Origin of the sequence: Buttiauxella cochleicola, from assembly GCF_021283185.1 — a bacterium.
GTDB lineage: Bacteria > Pseudomonadota > Gammaproteobacteria > Enterobacterales > Enterobacteriaceae > Buttiauxella > Buttiauxella massiliensis.
In genome coordinates this window covers 304,142-320,890 of sequence record NZ_JAJSOS010000002.1, presented here as the reverse complement: position 1 = coordinate 320,890, position 16,749 = coordinate 304,142, and the positions used below count along the sequence as shown (strand labels likewise).

14 protein-coding genes are annotated in these 16,749 nt (G+C 48.6%); 8 read left to right on the top strand and 6 right to left on the bottom strand.

What is annotated here, in order from left to right; genetic code table 11:
- Window positions 1–28 precede the first annotated feature (28 nt).
- The 3 genes from LVQ76_RS04415 to LVQ76_RS04405 all read left to right on the top strand — a co-directional run bounded on the left by LVQ76_RS04415 (window position 29) and on the right by LVQ76_RS04405 (window position 4,647).
- Window positions 29–1,447 (top strand): DUF1254 domain-containing protein, encoded by a 1,419-nt coding sequence (locus tag LVQ76_RS04415; protein WP_232921085.1) that lies wholly within the window; start codon window positions 29–31, stop codon window positions 1,445–1,447.
- 377 nt (window positions 1,448–1,824) lie between these two features.
- On the top strand, window positions 1,825–3,804 hold the full coding sequence (locus LVQ76_RS04410) for an alkyl/aryl-sulfatase (RefSeq protein ID WP_232903482.1): 1,980 nt from the start codon (window positions 1,825–1,827) through the stop codon (window positions 3,802–3,804).
- 51 nt (window positions 3,805–3,855) lie between these two features.
- The gene (locus LVQ76_RS04405; RefSeq protein ID WP_232921084.1) at window positions 3,856–4,647 is read left to right on the top strand and encodes a hypothetical protein; all 792 of its coding nucleotides are present in this window, start codon (window positions 3,856–3,858) and stop codon (window positions 4,645–4,647) included.
- Window positions 4,648–4,837: 190 nt separating this feature from the next.
- On the opposite strand, the gene LVQ76_RS04400 is transcribed toward LVQ76_RS04405, so the two are convergent.
- Window positions 4,838–5,665 carry an aminoglycoside phosphotransferase family protein gene (locus LVQ76_RS04400; protein WP_232863618.1) on the bottom strand — a complete coding sequence of 276 codons (828 nt, stop codon included), beginning with the start codon at window positions 5,663–5,665 and terminating at the stop codon, window positions 4,838–4,840.
- Between the two features lie 311 nt (window positions 5,666–5,976).
- Between LVQ76_RS04400 and ydfZ the strand changes: the two genes are divergently transcribed.
- On the top strand, window positions 5,977–6,180 hold the full coding sequence (gene ydfZ, locus LVQ76_RS04395; RefSeq protein WP_064511879.1) for a putative selenium delivery protein YdfZ: 204 nt from the start codon (window positions 5,977–5,979) through the stop codon (window positions 6,178–6,180).
- 142 nt (window positions 6,181–6,322) lie between these two features.
- Here the strand turns inward: ydfZ and LVQ76_RS04390 are convergent, their stop codons facing one another.
- Window positions 6,323–6,847 (bottom strand): lipocalin family protein, encoded by a 525-nt coding sequence (locus LVQ76_RS04390; RefSeq protein ID WP_232921083.1) that lies wholly within the window; start codon window positions 6,845–6,847, stop codon window positions 6,323–6,325.
- Window positions 6,848–6,965: 118 nt separating this feature from the next.
- On the opposite strand from LVQ76_RS04390, the gene LVQ76_RS04385 reads away from it, so the two are divergent.
- From LVQ76_RS04385 to LVQ76_RS04370, 4 genes are all read left to right on the top strand, one after another.
- Window positions 6,966–7,694, top strand: a complete 729-nt coding sequence (locus LVQ76_RS04385) for a MerR family transcriptional regulator (RefSeq protein WP_232903481.1) — start codon at window positions 6,966–6,968, stop codon at window positions 7,692–7,694.
- Between the two features lie 348 nt (window positions 7,695–8,042).
- A complete protein-coding gene (locus LVQ76_RS04380; RefSeq protein ID WP_232863615.1) occupies window positions 8,043–9,002 on the top strand; it encodes a YbgA family protein in 960 nt (319 codons plus the stop codon).
- Between the two features lie 276 nt (window positions 9,003–9,278).
- The gene (locus LVQ76_RS04375) at window positions 9,279–10,058 is read left to right on the top strand and encodes an MBL fold metallo-hydrolase (RefSeq protein WP_232921082.1); all 780 of its coding nucleotides are present in this window, start codon (window positions 9,279–9,281) and stop codon (window positions 10,056–10,058) included.
- A 118-nt stretch (window positions 10,059–10,176) separates the two neighbouring features.
- Window positions 10,177–11,151, top strand: a complete 975-nt coding sequence (locus LVQ76_RS04370) for a GlxA family transcriptional regulator (RefSeq protein ID WP_232921081.1) — start codon at window positions 10,177–10,179, stop codon at window positions 11,149–11,151.
- A 370-nt stretch (window positions 11,152–11,521) separates the two neighbouring features.
- Here the strand turns inward: LVQ76_RS04370 and LVQ76_RS04365 are convergent, their stop codons facing one another.
- The 4 genes from LVQ76_RS04365 to tssH form a co-directional block, all read right to left on the bottom strand.
- On the bottom strand, window positions 11,522–12,091 hold the full coding sequence (locus LVQ76_RS04365) for a hypothetical protein (protein ID WP_232921080.1): 570 nt from the start codon (window positions 12,089–12,091) through the stop codon (window positions 11,522–11,524).
- Window positions 12,092–12,172: 81 nt separating this feature from the next.
- Complete coding sequence (locus tag LVQ76_RS04360) at window positions 12,173–12,757, bottom strand: hypothetical protein (RefSeq protein ID WP_232921079.1); 585 nt, start codon at window positions 12,755–12,757, stop codon at window positions 12,173–12,175.
- Between the two features lie 121 nt (window positions 12,758–12,878).
- Window positions 12,879–14,186 carry a VasL domain-containing protein gene (locus LVQ76_RS22375; RefSeq protein ID WP_232921078.1) on the bottom strand — a complete coding sequence of 436 codons (1,308 nt, stop codon included), beginning with the start codon at window positions 14,184–14,186 and terminating at the stop codon, window positions 12,879–12,881.
- Window positions 14,183–16,735: a type VI secretion system ATPase TssH gene (gene tssH / locus LVQ76_RS04350; protein WP_232921077.1), complete on the bottom strand. Its 2,553-nt coding sequence runs from the start codon at window positions 16,733–16,735 to the stop codon at window positions 14,183–14,185. Before tssH ends, LVQ76_RS22375 begins: the two co-directional genes overlap by 4 nt.
- Window positions 16,736–16,749: the final 14 nt, after the last annotated feature.

Genomic DNA, 16,749 nt, shown 5'->3' with positions numbered 1-16,749 from the left:
CCAAATATTTACCTGAAAGGAAATGCCAATGATTAATCTAAAACCTTTAGCCAAAGCGATACTGTTAACCGGGTTGCTTGGTGCCTCTTCCCTCACGCTGGCACAGACCCAGGTGCAGACCTGGCATGATCCATTGCTGACATTGCAGGGCACGCCGGACGTGGTTAACAAAGGCCTTGATGTTGACGGTTACAGCTCGGCAATTTCTGCCTGGAGTTGGGGATACCCGATCGTGCGTATGGAACAAGTAGTGCGTGATTACACCAACGTGCCGTCACCCAAACCGGCAACCAGTTACCGCGCCCCTCTGAACCAGATTGGCTGGGCGACAGAACTGGCGACACCTGACGCAAAAGATATGCCGACCGCCAACAATGACACGCTGTACATGAGCGCCGTCGTGAAGTTGGATGAGCCTTATATTCTCACCGTTCCTGATACGCATGACCGCTATTACGTGGTTGATGTATTCGATATGTGGCAGGAGCTGGAGCACTACATCGGCAGAAGAACCACCGGCACGCAGGCGGGGAAATTCGTCTTAGTCCCACCAGGCTGGAAAGGCGAGCTGCCCGCTGATGCGAAAGTACTGCATGTTTCAACCAACAAAATCTGGCTGTGGGGGCGTTTGCGCGTCAAACAGGGCGAGGACATGGCGCCTCTTCATCAGCTACAAAATGAATTTAAACTCACTTCACTTAGCGGGAAAGTTTATTCCGACACCCTGCCACCGCTGCCTGAATTGAAAAATGATGGCCTCGATTTCTTCCGCCTGTTAGCCGCTGCGCTGAAAGAGAACCCGGTCAAACCTGAGGATAAAGGTTTGTTCGGGCAGTTCAGTCGTATTGGCCTGACGGACAGCGGATTTAATCCTGAAGCTGTGCCAAAGGTGATGATTGATGGCGTGAAGCGCGGCTTGGCAGATGCGCCAAACGTAGCGGCTTCAACATTGACCAGCACCTCCGAAGACCGAAACGGCTGGAGTTACGTGCGGGGGCTGGATTCCTTTGGCTATAACTACCCGTTACGTGCGCTGGTTTCCGGGCCGTACCTTGGTGGACAGGGTGAGAAAGAGGCCGTCTACCCTATCCGCTATAACGACAGCGAGAATGAGCCACTGACCGGAGCTAATGATTACACCATCAAGCTGCCGAGCGAGCCGCCGGTGAACGCCTTCTGGTCAATCACCATGTACGATGCCAAAACCAAAATGCTGGTTAGCAACGAGCTGAATCGCTACAAAGTGGGTACCGACACGGAAGGCCTGGTTAAGGGTTCTGATGGCAGTATTAATGTTTCTCTTAGCCACAAAAAACCTACCGACCCGAACGTAAACTGGTTGCCTGCACCTGAGGGCAACTTCTATCTGCTATTCCGTATGTATCAACCTAAAGACGCGGTCATGAATAATGAATGGAAGCTGCCGCAGGTGACAAAAAGTCAATGATGATAGTTGGTCTTGATGCAGTGTAAATCACTCAGGGACAGGCTGAGAGAGTCGCTGTGTAAGGGTCCGTAATATCTTTAATTACGGACCCTTTGGGCTGACTTGTTTTCGAGTATACAGAGTCTGCCAGCAACAACGCTTTCAGACTGCGCTGAGCATGAAGCGGACATATTCCACTTGCTAAAAGAGTTAAAGAACTAGAGTCGTGCAAACATAATTTATTTGTATCCATAAGTGGCGAAATGTAACTCCTTGGTTATATTTAAAAAATGAAAATGGTCAGCGGACATTTTTATTATTTGAATTAATGAATGATTTCCAGAAGTAATTATTCGGTAAGGCTGAGTAGTTAGAAGATTTTCACATGAGGGGTTCAAATGAGACTTACGTTGATCGTCAAAAGTCTTGCACTGGCAGGGTTACTCTCTTCCAGCGCACTGACACCTTTATTCGCGCAGGAAGCACCAAAAGGTGCCACCGCGTCAACAAAACAAGCTAACGATGCACTTTATAACCAGCTTCCTTTCTCCGATAACACCGATTTCACGAATGCCCACAAAGGCTTTATCGCCGCTTTACCTCAGGAGGTGATTAAAGGCGAGCAGGGAAATGTTATCTGGAACCCACAACAGTATGCATTTATCAAAGAAGGGGAAAAATCCCCTGACACTGTAAACCCGAGCCTTTGGCGACAGTCTCAGTTGATCAATATCAGCGGTCTGTTTGAAGTGACTGAGGGCGTTTACCAGATCCGTAACCTCGATTTATCCAACATGACCATCATTGAGGGTAAAGAAGGGATCACCGTCGTTGACCCGCTGGTTTCGGCAGAAACAGCTAAAGTCGGCATGGATTTGTACTTCAAAAATCGCGGTAATAAACCTGTTGTCGCCATCATTTATACCCATAGCCACGTTGACCACTATGGCGGCGTGCGGGGTGTGGTCGATGAAGCGGATGTGAAATCCGGGAAGGTCAAAGTTTATGCGCCAGCAGGCTTCATGGAAGCAGCGGTCGCGGAAAACATTATGGCGGGCAATGTCATGAGCCGCCGTGCCAGCTATATGTATGGCAACCTCCTGAAACCTGAAGCCACCGGCCAGGTCGGCGCGGGTCTGGGCACCACGACATCAGCGGGTACCGTGACGCTGATTGCACCCACCAACATCATTGAAAAAGATGGTCAGAAGGAAGTCATTGATGGCCTGACTTATGACTTCATGCTGGCTCCGGGTTCAGAAGCCCCGTCGGAAATGCTGTGGTATATCGAAGAGAAGAAACTCATCGAAGCCGCAGAGGATGTGACTCACACTCTGCACAATACTTACTCCCTACGCGGTGCGAAAATTCGTGAACCGCTACCATGGTCGAAATACATCAACGAAGCCATCGTGCGTTGGGGTGACAAAGCCGAAATCATTATGGCTCAGCACCACTGGCCGACATGGGGTAACGAAAACGTGGTTGGCCTGCTGAAAAGCCAGCGTGACCTGTATCGTTATATCAACGACCAGACCCTGCGCATGGCCAACGAAGGTCTGACACGCGATGAAATTGCTGCCAACTTCAAACTGCCAGACAGCCTGGCGAAGACCTGGGCTAACCGCGGCTATTACGGCTCCATCAGCCATGACGTGAAAGCAACGTATGTGCTGTATCTCGGCTGGTTCGACGGCAACCCGGCAACGCTTGATGAATTACCGCCGGAAGAAGCGGCGAAGAAATTTGTTGAATACATGGGCGGTGCCGATGCGATTCTTCAGAAAGCGAAAACCGACTTTGACCAGGGTAACTACCGTTGGGTTGCTCAGGTAGTGAGTAAAGTGGTGTTTGCCGATCCAAATAACCAGAATGCGCGTAACCTGGAAGCGGACGCACTGGAACAACTGGGTTATCAGGCGGAGTCTGGCCCATGGCGTAACTTCTACCTGACCGGTGCTCAGGAGCTGCGTAATGGTGTGGTTAAAGGCCCAACACCGAATACCGCAAGCCCGGATACCGTTCGTGCGATGACGCCTGAAATGTTCTTCGATTTCCTGGCGGTACATATCAACGGTGAAAAAGCGGGTAATGCCAAGGCGGTATTTAATATCGACCTGGGTAGCGACGGCGGTAAGTACAAGCTGGAGCTGGAAAACGGCGTGCTGAACCATACGCCTAATGCTGAAGCGAAAGACGCTGATGCCACGATTGCTCTGAACCGTGACACGCTGAATAAAATCATCCTGAAAGAAGAAACCCTGAAGCAGGCTGAAGATAAAGGCGAGGTTAAGGTCACCGGTAATGGTGCGAAGCTCGATGAGATGTTGGGCTATATGGACAAGTTCGAGTTCTGGTTCAATATCGTTACACCATAAATAATTCCCCTGCGGCCTCAGTGCTGCAGGGGACTTACTTCAGGTAATCCTATGCGTCTTTCATACTCGATTTTGCCTTCAATAATATGCCTTGGTTCCTCTTATGCCTATGCCGCGCAAGACCATGCCCCGGATGCAGCGCAGGCAAATAACCCTCTGGCGAATATGACTGCATTTAATATGCAGAACTATTACATCGGGGATGTGAGTGGTACGGATCAGGATGCCAATCAGTTCTGGTTCCGTTATGCGCAACCTTTTTCATTAGGTGACAGCAAATGGCTGTTGCGTGGTTCATTACCGATTAATACCTACCCTGTTGCACCTACTGGTGGTCATAAAACAGGTTTAGGTGATCTGAATTTATTTGCATCATGGCTTATTGATACCGGCAATCCGGCAGTGAGTTTTGGGTTCGGTCCACAAATCACGGCGCCGACTGCTACTGAAGATGCTCTGGGAACAGAAAAATGGTCTGCTGGTCTGGTCAACGTACTCTTCGATGCCAGTTCGTCAAAATTCCAGTACGGTTATCTGGCCTCATGGCAGCATAGCTTTGCCGGAGAGGACAACCGCAGCGACGTGAATCTGGGTACTTTCCAGCCATTTTTATTCTATCAACTGGGCGGAGGAACCTATCTGCGGGCAGCGCCTATCTGGGTCTACAACTTCCAGAATGATAGCTACAGTGTTCCGCTGGGTTTAGGTATTGGACAGGTTATCAAGCAGGATAAAACTGTCTACAACTTCTTTGTGGAGCCTCAAGGCTCGGTTGCAGACCGTGGTCCAGGACAACCTCACTGGCAGATTTTCTTCGGATTAAACCTTCAGTTCCTGAATTAATCCTTTTGTAGTTAATTCTTTTATTCGAACCAGATTGGGTCAAAGCCAAATTAACGGCATGCGAATTCCGCTGCGAATAGAAAGTAGTGTTGACCTGCTGCCATGTAACTTAGCAATGTCTGTTGTTGGCACGATGCAGACTGCCAGGAGTTACAGTCCGCTCTGAGCGATAGATGACTGCACTGTCTAATCACTTATCCAATTCGGTAATTGCCAGCTTAGCAACATTTAGTGCAATTGATGTTGCATCATTACTTTCGAGGGACCATGTTGTTGAAAGCCCACACCATGCAATTATCCATTTCAGAAGACGATCTCTATCCAGATCTGCCGTCTCGGCAACAATACTTAACCGCTGTTTAAATATCGTCGGTACAGTCGCGACACGAGGCACTGGATTACCAAGATCCGGATTAGTGAAAATATTGGCAAAGTCGAATCCCCGTTCCCCTATTAGTCCTTTTGGGTCAATGGCCAACCAGCCAGACGTTTCAAAATCAAGTACGTTACCGTGATGTAAGTCACCATGTAATGCAACCACATCACGTGGAGAAGAAAGCAATTCTTCTGAGATTTCTGCGCAACGTGTCAGGACACCACCATACTTCAGCGCTGCTGGTTTTAGAGGGTAAAACCACTCATGTAGTGATGTAAGCTGGGGTAATGGTTTTTTTGGGAATGTATGAAGCCTGTTCGCAGTAGTACACAAAATACGACAAGCAACATCATCCTGACCTTCTCGTGACATAGCTGACAGTGACGCGGTACCTGTGGCTCTTGAGAGAAGAATGGCTTCATTTTCATGTGCAATAACCTGCGCCGCGCCATTTCCTTCCCACCATGCCATTAGTGCATTACCGGATTGTTCATCCTTATCATCCGTAACTTTTAACATGGCTTTAATACCATGTGTTGCTGTTTTAACCGGGAGTAACTGTGACGTATGAGTGATGAATGGAGTGCCATCAGGAATGAGATTCCAGCGGTTTAGCCAAGGTTTTAACTTGAACGTATCCATATAACTTTCTTTAGTATCCTAATAATCAAAGCGACAAACAGGCATGCATTCATGCATTTTAACCCAAAGGTGATGAGCTTTCCTGGATGCTGTTTTAAGGCAACGTCCGCTCACACCCTGTCAACTCAGACCTCAATGGACTCAGATATCTCCAGAGCATCATCTACTTCAATATCCAGATAGCGGACATGGCTGCTCAGGCCAAAAATTTACAAAATTTTGACTTGGCTCAACACTTTTTTACCAACGAAGAGCTATTTATTTGCCGTTAAATCATATCGTCTCAATACAACAAAAAAGGAGGAATGATGATGTTGACCTATGATTGCTACCGTAACGCTATCACAACTGGCAGCCGTGTTATGGTGTTCAATAAAGGTCTGACTGGTGTTATTAAGACCATTCACGGCGAAGGTAAAACAGCCGAACAAATTCGTCGTTCTGAATGTGTTGAAATCGAAGGTTGCGAAGGTGTGTTCTGCCCGATGGAGTTGGTTAGACTTGAACTTCACTGATAGGGCTTATCGAGTCAACACATTGCTTTTACAAATAAGATAACCCTGAAACATATTGTTTAAGGCCACCGAATTGGTGGCCTTTTTTGAATTAGGCAACAGAGCACCGACGTTTTAAATATTCCCTTCTAATCCGGGTGATTTATTGCTTCACCCATACCAATTGATCAACTTTGAAGCCCAGGCTGCGCGCAGTGTTCAGGTAATCCTGCTTCACCGCATCCGGAATGGTTGGTGTACGCGACAGTATCCATAGATAGTCACGGTTCGGACCACTCACCAGCGCGTACTGGTACTCATCATCGAGCCTTATCACGTTATAACCGCCGTAGAACGGACCAAAGAATGAAACCTTCAGCGCGGCGGTTGTAGGTGCGCCGGTGAATGAGGCTTTCCCTTCACTCTCATTCCACTTGCTGTTAATCGGATCATACCCACGATTGAGCACGCTAATAGCGCCATCGCTGCGCGTGCCATAGGTGGCAGTGACCTTCTCAAGGCCGCGTTCAAAGCGGTTTTCAAGGCGAGCGACTTCATACCATTTGCCAAGATAGCGGTTGGCATCAAAGTTAGTTATCGGTTGAACGCCTTTCGGTGGCGTGGGAGATTTACAAGCAACCAGTGTCAGTGCAATAGCAACACCGGTTACAACGGGCCATAGCTTCATAAGACCTCCTTTCATCTGCGCGGTTGGAAGTAAAGTGTAGTGCAAACACCCTGCTCTTCATTCAGGCTGCAAATATTCGTAGTATATTGAGAATATTCTTTGTCATCAGGTGTACCTCATGCCCTATTCCATCGGTGAATTTGCCCGGCTTTGCGGGATAAACGCGACCACTCTACGCGCCTGGCAGCGTCGTTACGGTTTAATCAAACCGTTGCGCACCGATGGCGGGCACCGTTTATATAGTGATGATGATGTCCAGCAGGCGCTTAAAATTCTCGACTGGGTGAAAAAGGGAGTCCCCGTCAGCCAGGTGAAACCCTTGTTGGCCCGTCCGGAAGCTCGCCGCACAAACAACTGGCTCATCCTTCAGGAGAGCATGTTGCAGAAGTTGAAAGAGGGAAAGATCGAATCCCTGCGCCAGCAGATTTACGATTCGGGCCGCGAGTATCCGCGCCTGGAAATAGTCACTGAAGTACTACGCCCGCTGCGCAGTAAAGTCTCGGCTAACATCCCCGCAATAATGACGCTGCGAGAAATCCTCGATGGCATCATCATCTCCTACACCTCGTTTTGTCTCGAAGGTGATAAAAAAGCGCCTGGAGATAATTACCTCATCACCGGTTGGCACCTTAGCGACCCATGTGAAATCTGGCTCGAAGCACTTAAACGCACGGGCCAAGGGTATCGCATTGATGTGCTCCCCGTGCCGCCTGCCATGCTGGCACCCGAGATCTTCCCTGAGCGAAACTGGCTACTGGTCACCACCGGAAAAGTTACCGCTGCCCGCAAAAAACAGATCGAAATTTGGCAGCAGCAGGTCGTTTCGCTCGACGTCATTCCGCTCTAAAAACCTTTCCCCCACACCCGTTCCCTTTCCATGATAAGCAGCCGTAAAAAGTTGAGTATCTGGCATGTCTTTATAAAAAACCCATCAAACAAAGTAAAAATAGACATTGATAATCAATTGAAATAATTGATAAATAAAAACACCCTCACTACAAACTTGTACAAACATTGGTAATTGTCTAAGTTTTACTTATACGATTACATCACGTTTTTTTACATCCAGGGTGAGACTCATGAGCACAATGCCATCCGTCATCGATCGATTTTTTGATTACTACACCCCCCTGGATAACCAATCGCCTCTGAGGCTAGCGGCGCTACACGCAAAGAGCAGTAAGAGGATTACACCATGAACACTAAACCTATCATTGGGATCAGCGGATGTTTAACCGGCTCGGCAGTCAGATTTGACGGCGGTCATAAGCGTATGGGTTTTGTCATGGACGAGTTGTCTCAATGGGTGACCTGCAAACCCGTCTGCCCAGAGATGGCCATCGGACTGCCCGTTCCCCGTCCGGCGTTGCGCCTGGTTCAGACTACCGAAGGCGATATCCGGATGCGCTTTAGCCATGCCCCTCACGATGACGTGACCCAGAAAATGGCCAAATTCGCGGACTCCTGGTTACCACAGCAGGCTAATTTGTCCGGCTTTATCGTCTGCGCGAAATCGCCGAGCTGCGGCATGGAGCGGGTAAGGCTGTATGACGAAAAAGGGAATCGTGGACGCAAAGAGGGAGTGGGTCTGTTTACCGGTGCACTACTGGAAAAATTCCCGTGGCTGCCCGTAGAGGAGGATGGCCGCCTGCATGACGCTGTGCTGCGGGAAAACTTTGTCGAGCGCGTCTTTGCCCTGCACGAATTGAACACTTTACGGGCCAGCGGCCTGACTCGCCGCGCACTTCTGGATTTCCACAGCCGCTACAAACTCCAGTTATTGGCGCACCACCAGCCGGGATATCGGGAAATCGGGCCTTTCGTCGCCTCGTTGCACGAGTGGGAAGACCTGGATACTTTCTTCGTCGAATATCGCGAAAAGCTCATGACTATCCTGAAAAACCCCGCGTCACGTAAAAATCACACTAACGTACTCATGCATATTCAGGGCTACTTCCGTAAACAACTGAATACTCGCCAACGCGGGGAGCTGCGCGACGTGATCCTTCACTACCGTGATGGGCTGTTACCGCTCCTCGCCCCACTCACCCTGTTGAATCATTATCTGGGCGAGTACCCAGACAGATACCTGCTGACGCAAAACTATTTTTCCCCCTACCCCGAAAATTTATGTCTGCGTCTGTCGGTTAACTGAGCGCTTAACGCATTCAGACCTGAAGGAAAATAGTTAACCTCAAATACTAACCCTTACGTCAGTATTTGAGGTTCAGCCCGCTTTTCACGCAGTGAAAGAAAATAACAGGTAAAAACGTGCGCAATCGTGATTGACCTGATTCCATCGACTAATGGCCTGTGAGCATGTCACTGCCTGCCCCTTCTTCCGCATATAGTAAGCCCACTAGCAGCCCCTGCACGGCAAAAGAAAATGCGGTGGCTGAATCTCAACTTTGATTAATGACTGGAGCCATCTATGAAATTAACGCAAATTCGCAATGCGACACTGATGCTGGAATATGCGGGTAACAAATTCTTAATAGACCCGATGTTGGCTGAAAAGGAAGCATGGGATGGATTTGCCGGAAACGCACGACCTCACCTGCGTAACCCTATGGTTTCCTTGCCTGTAGCGATTGAAGATTTGCTGGCCGTTGATGCCGTTATTCTGACGCATACGCATACTGATCACTGGGATGAGGCAGCGCAACAGGCGGTGCCTAAAGACATGCTGATCTATACACAGGATGAGAACGATGCGGCCCTGATCCGTTCCCAGGGATTTCTAAATATTCGTGTTTTGAAAGATGAAAATCATTTCGTGGATGGTCTGACTATCTATAAAACTGACGGTCAGCACGGCAGCAACGAATTATATGCAGATGCAGTATTCGGCGATTTACTGGGTGATGCATGTGGGCTGGTCTTTACCCATCATGATGAAAAAACCCTTTATATTGCAGGTGACACCGTCTGGGTTAAGCCATATGTAAGAAGCCTACAGCGCTTCAAGCCAGAAATTGTGGTGCTTAACACCGGCTATGCTGTTAACGATCTTTTCGGGCCAATTATAATGGGCAAAGAGGACACTCTGCGCACGCATAAGATGTTGCCAGAGGCGACCATTGTTGCTTCTCATATGGAGTCGGTTAACCATTGCCTTCTCACACGCACGGAGTTACGTGAGTTCACTCGTGAACATGGCATTGAAGATAACGTTCTTATTCCTGAAGACGGTGAGACAATGGCTTTCTGATAAGTGCCTGTGTCTGAAAGATACATCCCGGAACATCACCTGTTATTCTTTAGCCTCTCAAATTCAGTGTGTTAGCCGCTGGTAAACAGTGGCTATCCTTACAAGTAAGGTTAACTTTATGTCTGCACTGACGGTCGCCGTGATTGCCACGGCAGGATTCAGCCCGTTTCACTTCTCAGTGCCCTGTATTATTTTCGGACCTTCTATGCCGCAACCGGATTTATTCCGTGTAGAGATCTGTGCCGAAAAACCGGGCATTGTTCTGTCTGATATTGGGTTATCCATCAACGTGGATCATGGTCTTGAGAGGCTTGATGTTGCAGACATTATTATTGTGCCCTACTGGAATAATCCGGATGAATTACCCTCTCCGTTATTGCTGGATAAACTTATCCACGCATGGCAGCGCGGCGCTGAAGTGGTCGGCCTTTGTCTAGGCACATACGTTCTTGCTTACTCTGGTTTGCTAGATGGGCACCGTGCAGCCACGCACTGGGAATATGAAAGGGACTTCATTCAACGTTTTCCTGCGGTGCATCTGGACCGCAACTCGCTGTATACCAGCGATGAACGTCTTATTACCTCTGCCGGTACGGCCGCCGGTATCGACTGTTGTCTGAGCATCATTCGTGATCATTACGGCTCTGCGATTGCCAACCGGGTTGCCAGAAGAATGGTTGTCCCCCCTTACCGGGAAGGTGGTCAGGCTCAGTTTATTGAACGCCCAATCCCGTTGACAACGCGGGACAGCAAAATGAACGAGCTGATGGATTATCTGCGCCGCAATCTGGATAAGCCCCACGATCTCGACTCTCTGTCCGGGTTTGTCAGTATGAGTCGACGAACACTAACCCGCCATTTTTTAAAGGCAACCGGGACGACGCTGGGAGAATGGCTGAACGCGGAGCGTCTTCAAAGAAGCCAGGAATTACTGGAAACCACGGATAGCAGCATTGAAACCGTGTCCGACATGGTTGGTTTTCAGTCACCGATATCTTTCCGTCAGAGTTTTAAGGCGAGATTCGGCGTCAGCCCTAGCGAATGGCGCCGCACATTCCGTGGCCCTGCGTCTGTTGATCAGGAAAAGAGTTAAGCCCAGTTTAAGAAATCCGAAAAGAGCGTTATTCAACGACCAATCGCCGTGCCGTGTTGCTACTGGCTGGGTTGTTGCGTTATTGCCAGGTTTATGGCAACTGATTTCGACTGCTGCCCCAGGCTCCTTGCCCCCAGTCTCACCGACATTGAGCTGATTAAGGCGGGCAACTCATAGGGATAAAATTGAGGCTGCATTATTAAGGCACTTTTAGCCGTGTACGTAATGAGTGGTTAAACTTACCCTTTCAATACGAGTAAAAATCCACCTTCGTAGAAGGTGGCATTGCTTTGGCGCCCAATAGGAGCGTGCTAAGCTCCAGACCGTAGGGTCTTCGCTTCACATTCCATTCAGACTTATTTGACTGCCTTTAAGCATTGACTCTAATTTTGGTGCTTGCCCTTAGCAAAGAGATATTTTTCAAATTATTCCTTTCATTTATTGCTGAAAAAAACTCATTTAACTCTTCTCTATTACGCATAAATCGCATCAACCCAAAATCAGGATCATAAAGATAAAGATATTTATCATCAGAACCATAGGCCATGGCATGATCTCTGAGATGGATAGTTCCACAAGGGTATAATGACTTGCCTAATTCCTCGATTATGACGTTTCTGTTCATAGTATAGTCCGAGGGGGATAAGTTGAACCATTTGAAGGTAATAATACTCCCACTGTATTTATTAACTAGCTCTAATGTATCAAATTTATTAATCTCATCATTATTTAAATCATTAACGGTTTTATTTTTTACGTAGTTCTTGTGCATAAGTTCAATTTCGCGGATGTTGAAATGATTAACATCGATCAATTGATTCTTCATGATTTTATCGAGAAAATAAAATGATGCCCCTCGGCAGGATTGGGAAGAGTAGCGTTTTCTGTAACTCGCTCCGTTACCAAAACCATACATCTCTCTATATGTTAGTGAATTCATATAACCTCACAGACTTACATTCATAAATGCCAGCCATATAATGACTGGCATTACCTAAACATTTCTTAATTAGTTTAAATTTTAGCTTTCTGCAATATAACGAGAGCCGTTAAACTTCCTGGGTATATTCCCTTTTACAATATGATATTCACCAGTGCGTATTTGTTCCTTATACGTTTCTGCACCTTCGCGACTTGCCCAGCGGTGAAAAGCCGTATAGATATAATACCCTCTGGGTGCACTGACCCAGGAAAAACGAACTCCATTCATCATCATTTTTTTAGCAAAATTATCAATCCATGTCTTTTGACCTAATTCACACGAATGGAATTTGATAACCCCCACCTCTTTCAAACCGTACTGAAGCAATCTCTCAACCAGTTTATTTTGCTTTATTTCCTCCAGACCATCAGAAGATGCATGGGAAACGATGATTAACTTATCGGATAATGTTAAATCACTCAGTAAGGTTTTCATTTCCACTGACTCTGGTTCAGGGATAATGCATACAGGATTTTTGTAGGCTGAATCCATAAATTTTTTCTGATATTTTGTATCAGGAGCCGAGTAATCGTAGGCGTATACGACCCTTGTTTTCCCATGTTTCCATTTTGCACTTGGATGTAAATATCCGGCCACTTTAGAAAGTCGACTAGTAAAGGACATAAAACCTCTTAAGTTTAGTTATGTATCAAGAAAGACAAAAGCAATGAACAAAATAATTAGTTCATTACATGACAAACAACATGAAATATAATCTTATCTAGAAAGATATTTAGTTATAAAATCAATATTCCGTTAATACCTCATGACGTAAAAATTCGTTAAACCGGCTCTTAATTTCATCATTTAAAGTATTATCCTTAATCCCTGACGCACGCTGCTGCTCACGTTCTAACAGTAATACACTTACCGGCTTTTCCATGTTTTGTAGTGCCTGTTTCATTTCGTAGATTTCAGTTTTTAATTCAGAAATGGTGATATGGCTGCGCTGTTTCTTTTCCGATTCCAGTAGACGTTGCTCTAAAGCAACGAGTCGTCGCTGCACTTCAAACCAGCCTTCAGCTCGCTTAAGGTTTTCTGAGTTTTTCTCAAGCATGGCTTTCCAGTGGGTCGATGCAGGATTTCCAGGAGCCGCCTCCTCCAGACGCTTTGCAAGATTGTTCCCCTGCGCCAGCAGCCAGGTGGCAGGCATTTGTCCCAGCGCCTGGAGATTTTCGTCGATTTTCCGGAACTGCTCCTCGCTCAGCTTCTCAGCAGCCAGGTCAGGTACATTGAACAACTGCTCAACTTGCTTAAGCGCGCTAAAAGGAGCCAGCGCCGCAGGTTGTGCGACAAGATGCTGGAATAGCCACAACCCACCGGCCGGGATAGTGATAAGCAACGTTGCTGCCAACGCACCTGCAGCAAGCCAGTGCCAACGGCGGTCAGGAATATCGTTAATCAGCACGGGTGTGGGTTCTTCAGGAACAGAAACGTCAGCCACTGGTTCAACGGGTAGCACGACCGTAGGTGTTTTACACACCAGTTGAATTTGCTGTGCCGGGTCGACATCCAGAACAATGTTTTGCGAAGTACGGGAGCGCACCTGCAAGAAATAACAGAGGTTGTTCAGCATATCTGCACCACGCACCTGCAGTTTCTGCGCCTGCCGACCAATAATCTCCAGCGCGGACTCCGCGCGTGACAGCGACTGAGCATCATCTGTCGACTGCGCCTGGGTGTACATCGGCGTAATGACATTGCCGGTAAACCACTCCAGCGCGTAACGACGCAGACCCAGATCGGCAACTTCGCTGCCGTGACGCTCGCCGAAGCTCAATGCCGACGCCAGTAGCTCCAATGATTTGGCCAGGCCAGACCAACCCGCAAGGCGCATCTGGATCAAACAGAACCATGCCCCCGTGTGCAAATCGTAACCATGACGCAGGAAGATACGTTGGCAAAGCTTATCCAGTTCAATCCAGTTCAACGGCGCATTTGGCGTACGCTGTAGTTTGCTAATTTCGCTACTGAGCAGTAAAAATGCCTTGCTGTGCTTTGGCACGCCTGGATTAAACTTCACCTCACTGAGCGTCTTTAATTTCACACTCACGTCACGTCCTTAACGGCCTTCCTGGCCAGCGCGATTTGCCCCTTACTGACCGTCAACGTCAGCTTCTGGTCGATAACACCCGAATTATCCAACAAGATATCTGCCAGCAACGGCATCAGCAGCTTATTGATCACCGCATCAATATCACGGGCACCGCTCTGTGCGACCAGACAATGCTCAGCGATAAATGCCACCACTTTGGGCTGGTACTTCAACTGACTTTCACCGTTTGCTGCAGCCACACGCTTACCCACTTTATCGAGCTTGAGGCGAATGATTTGTTGCAGACTTTCACCCTGAATCGGCAGATAAGGAATAAGCTGAACTCGGCCCATCAGCGCCGGACGGAAAAAGCGGTCAAACTCTGGACGGATCAGCGCACACAGCGCTTCACTGGTCATTTCTTTTTGCTCGCAGGCCGTCATAATTTGCTCGGATGCCAGATTACTGGTCAAAATAATCAACGTATTACGGAAATTAACCTGCTGCCCCTCGGCATCTTCCATCCAGCCTTTGTCGAACACCTGATAGAACAGTTCCATCACGTCCGGGTGAGCTTTTTCGACTTCGTCGAGTAGCACCACGCTATGCGGATTACGGCGCACGGCTTCGGTCAACACACCGCCCTGCCCGTAACCCACGTATCCAGGCGGGGAACCTTTCAGACCAGAAACAGAATGTGCTTCCTGGTATTCAGACATATTGATGGTGATTAAGCCGCGTTCGCCGCCATACATCAGCTCAGCGAGGGTTAAAGCTGTTTCGGTTTTCCCCACGCCACTTGGCCCCGCCAGCATAAACACGCCGGTCGGTTTTACCGGATCGTTGATACCAGCCTGAGCAATGCGAATCTGCTGTGCAATAGCGTTTAGGGCCGCGTCCTGACCGATGACCCGTTGTTGCAGGCGTTTTGGCAGCTCATTAATGCGTTCGGATGATTTTTCCAGCATGCGGCCCAGCGGTATGCCGGTCCAGCCCGCGACCACATCCGCCACGCAAACATCATCAACACAATCAAACACCAGCGCATATCGGCGGTGAGATTCTTTCAGTTCCTCACGTAACTCAGTGAGCCGCTGTTCGTCCGTGCAACTCTGAATGTCATTGACTAAAAGGCGCTGTTGCTGCCAGACAGGTTGTAATTCAGCCAGGTTTGCGCTCAGTTCAGACTCGCGCTGGGCTATCCATGCCAGCCGAGGCTGATGTTTGCCCTCAGCCAGTAAACAATCACGCTCGCAGCGCAGGTTATTTAACAGCGCGTGGAGATCTTCAATCTCTTTAGGTTGATGGCACTGGGAAACTGCAACGCGTGCGCAGGCTGTATCTAGCAAAGACACGGACTTATCCGGCAACTGACGGCCAACAATGTAACGCGATGAAAGCTGAACAGCCGCGGTCAGCGCGCTATTCATAATTTGTACTTTATGATGGCGAGCCATCACGGGAGCCATAGACCGTAGCATCGCTGTCGCCATCTCCTCATCAGGTTCCGCGACCTTGACGACCTGGAAGCGCCGGGCCAAAGCGGCATCTTTTTCGAAGTATTTCTTGTACTCAGCCCAGGTCGTGGCGGCAATAACGCGGACTTCTCCACGTGCCAGTGCCGGTTTGAGCAGATTGGCCGCATCGTTCTGGCCCGCCGTGCCGCCAGCCCCAATCAAGGTGTGGGCTTCATCGATAAACAGGAGGATCGGCTGCGGATGTTGCTTGACCTCTTTAAGTAACTTCTGCAAACGATTTTCAAATTCGCCTTTTACACTCGCACCGGCTTGTAGCAGCCCCATATCCAGGGTGAAGACTTCAAGCGTCTTTAATGCATCAGGCACGCTGCCCGCGACAATGCGCTGGGCCAGACCCTCTGCCAGCGCGGTTTTTCCGACACCCGGCTCTCCGGTGAGTACTGGATTGTTCTGACGCCGACGCAACAGAATATCTATCGTCTGGCGGATTTCGACTTCACGTCCCAGTACCGGGTCTAGTTGTCCGGTGCGCGCTTGCTCCGTCAAATTATGCGTATATTTTGCCAGTGCACTGTTTTCGTTGAGTTGTGACGCACTGTCCGGACGGGCTTCCGATGGGCTGTCACTCGCTGCACTTTTGAGCAGGGAATCAGCCTCATTGGTATCGCATTCAAGCGCCTGTTGAACTTTCACCGGCAGTTTCTGTTGCAGGCCCTTTTCGTCCGTTAGCAGACAGGCAAACAAAGCACTACTGGCAATATTCTTTTGTTGCCAGTTCACGCTGGCGTGGAGCCACGCAGCTTCAATAAACTGCGTTAAAGACTCGGACAGCACCGGCCCGCGAGTATTGCCGGTGCGGAAACTGTCCAAAGCCTTTTGCAGAGCGCTAACCAACTGGTCTCCCTGGAGCCCGGTATTCAGGCATAACCCTTCAACCAGGTCTGCATGATTGCTGACTAACGCCAGCAACAGGTGCTCGACATCAACTTCGTGATGCGTTCGGGCAACAGCAAGCCCAATCGCTTTATCAAGCGAGCTTCGGGCGTCAGCGCGTAGAAGATGAAGAATACTTTTTAAATAATTGCTCATGATTTCACTTACTC

Excerpts from the sequence above, each read along its gene's own strand:
- LVQ76_RS04390 (WP_232921083.1), bottom strand. The coding sequence starts at position 6,847 with ATGAAGCTATGGCCCGTTGTAACCGGTGTTGCTATTGCACTGACACTG.
- tssH (WP_232921077.1), bottom strand. The coding sequence starts at position 16,735 with ATGAGCAATTATTTAAAAAGTATTCTTCATCTTCTACGCGCTGACGCC.
- LVQ76_RS04365 (WP_232921080.1), bottom strand. The coding sequence starts at position 12,091 with ATGAATTCACTAACATATAGAGAGATGTATGGTTTTGGTAACGGAGCG.
- ydfZ (WP_064511879.1), top strand. The coding sequence starts at position 5,977 with ATGTTGACCTATGATTGCTACCGTAACGCTATCACAACTGGCAGCCGT.
- LVQ76_RS04375 (WP_232921082.1), top strand. The coding sequence starts at position 9,279 with ATGAAATTAACGCAAATTCGCAATGCGACACTGATGCTGGAATATGCG.
- LVQ76_RS04360 (WP_232921079.1), bottom strand. The coding sequence starts at position 12,757 with ATGTCCTTTACTAGTCGACTTTCTAAAGTGGCCGGATATTTACATCCA.
- LVQ76_RS04380 (WP_232863615.1), top strand. The coding sequence starts at position 8,043 with ATGAACACTAAACCTATCATTGGGATCAGCGGATGTTTAACCGGCTCG.
- LVQ76_RS04405 (WP_232921084.1), top strand. The coding sequence starts at position 3,856 with ATGCGTCTTTCATACTCGATTTTGCCTTCAATAATATGCCTTGGTTCC.
- LVQ76_RS04385 (WP_232903481.1), top strand. The coding sequence starts at position 6,966 with ATGCCCTATTCCATCGGTGAATTTGCCCGGCTTTGCGGGATAAACGCG.
- LVQ76_RS04410 (WP_232903482.1), top strand. The coding sequence starts at position 1,825 with ATGAGACTTACGTTGATCGTCAAAAGTCTTGCACTGGCAGGGTTACTC.
- LVQ76_RS04400 (WP_232863618.1), bottom strand. The coding sequence starts at position 5,665 with ATGGATACGTTCAAGTTAAAACCTTGGCTAAACCGCTGGAATCTCATT.
- LVQ76_RS04370 (WP_232921081.1), top strand. The coding sequence starts at position 10,177 with ATGTCTGCACTGACGGTCGCCGTGATTGCCACGGCAGGATTCAGCCCG.
- LVQ76_RS04415 (WP_232921085.1), top strand. The coding sequence starts at position 29 with ATGATTAATCTAAAACCTTTAGCCAAAGCGATACTGTTAACCGGGTTG.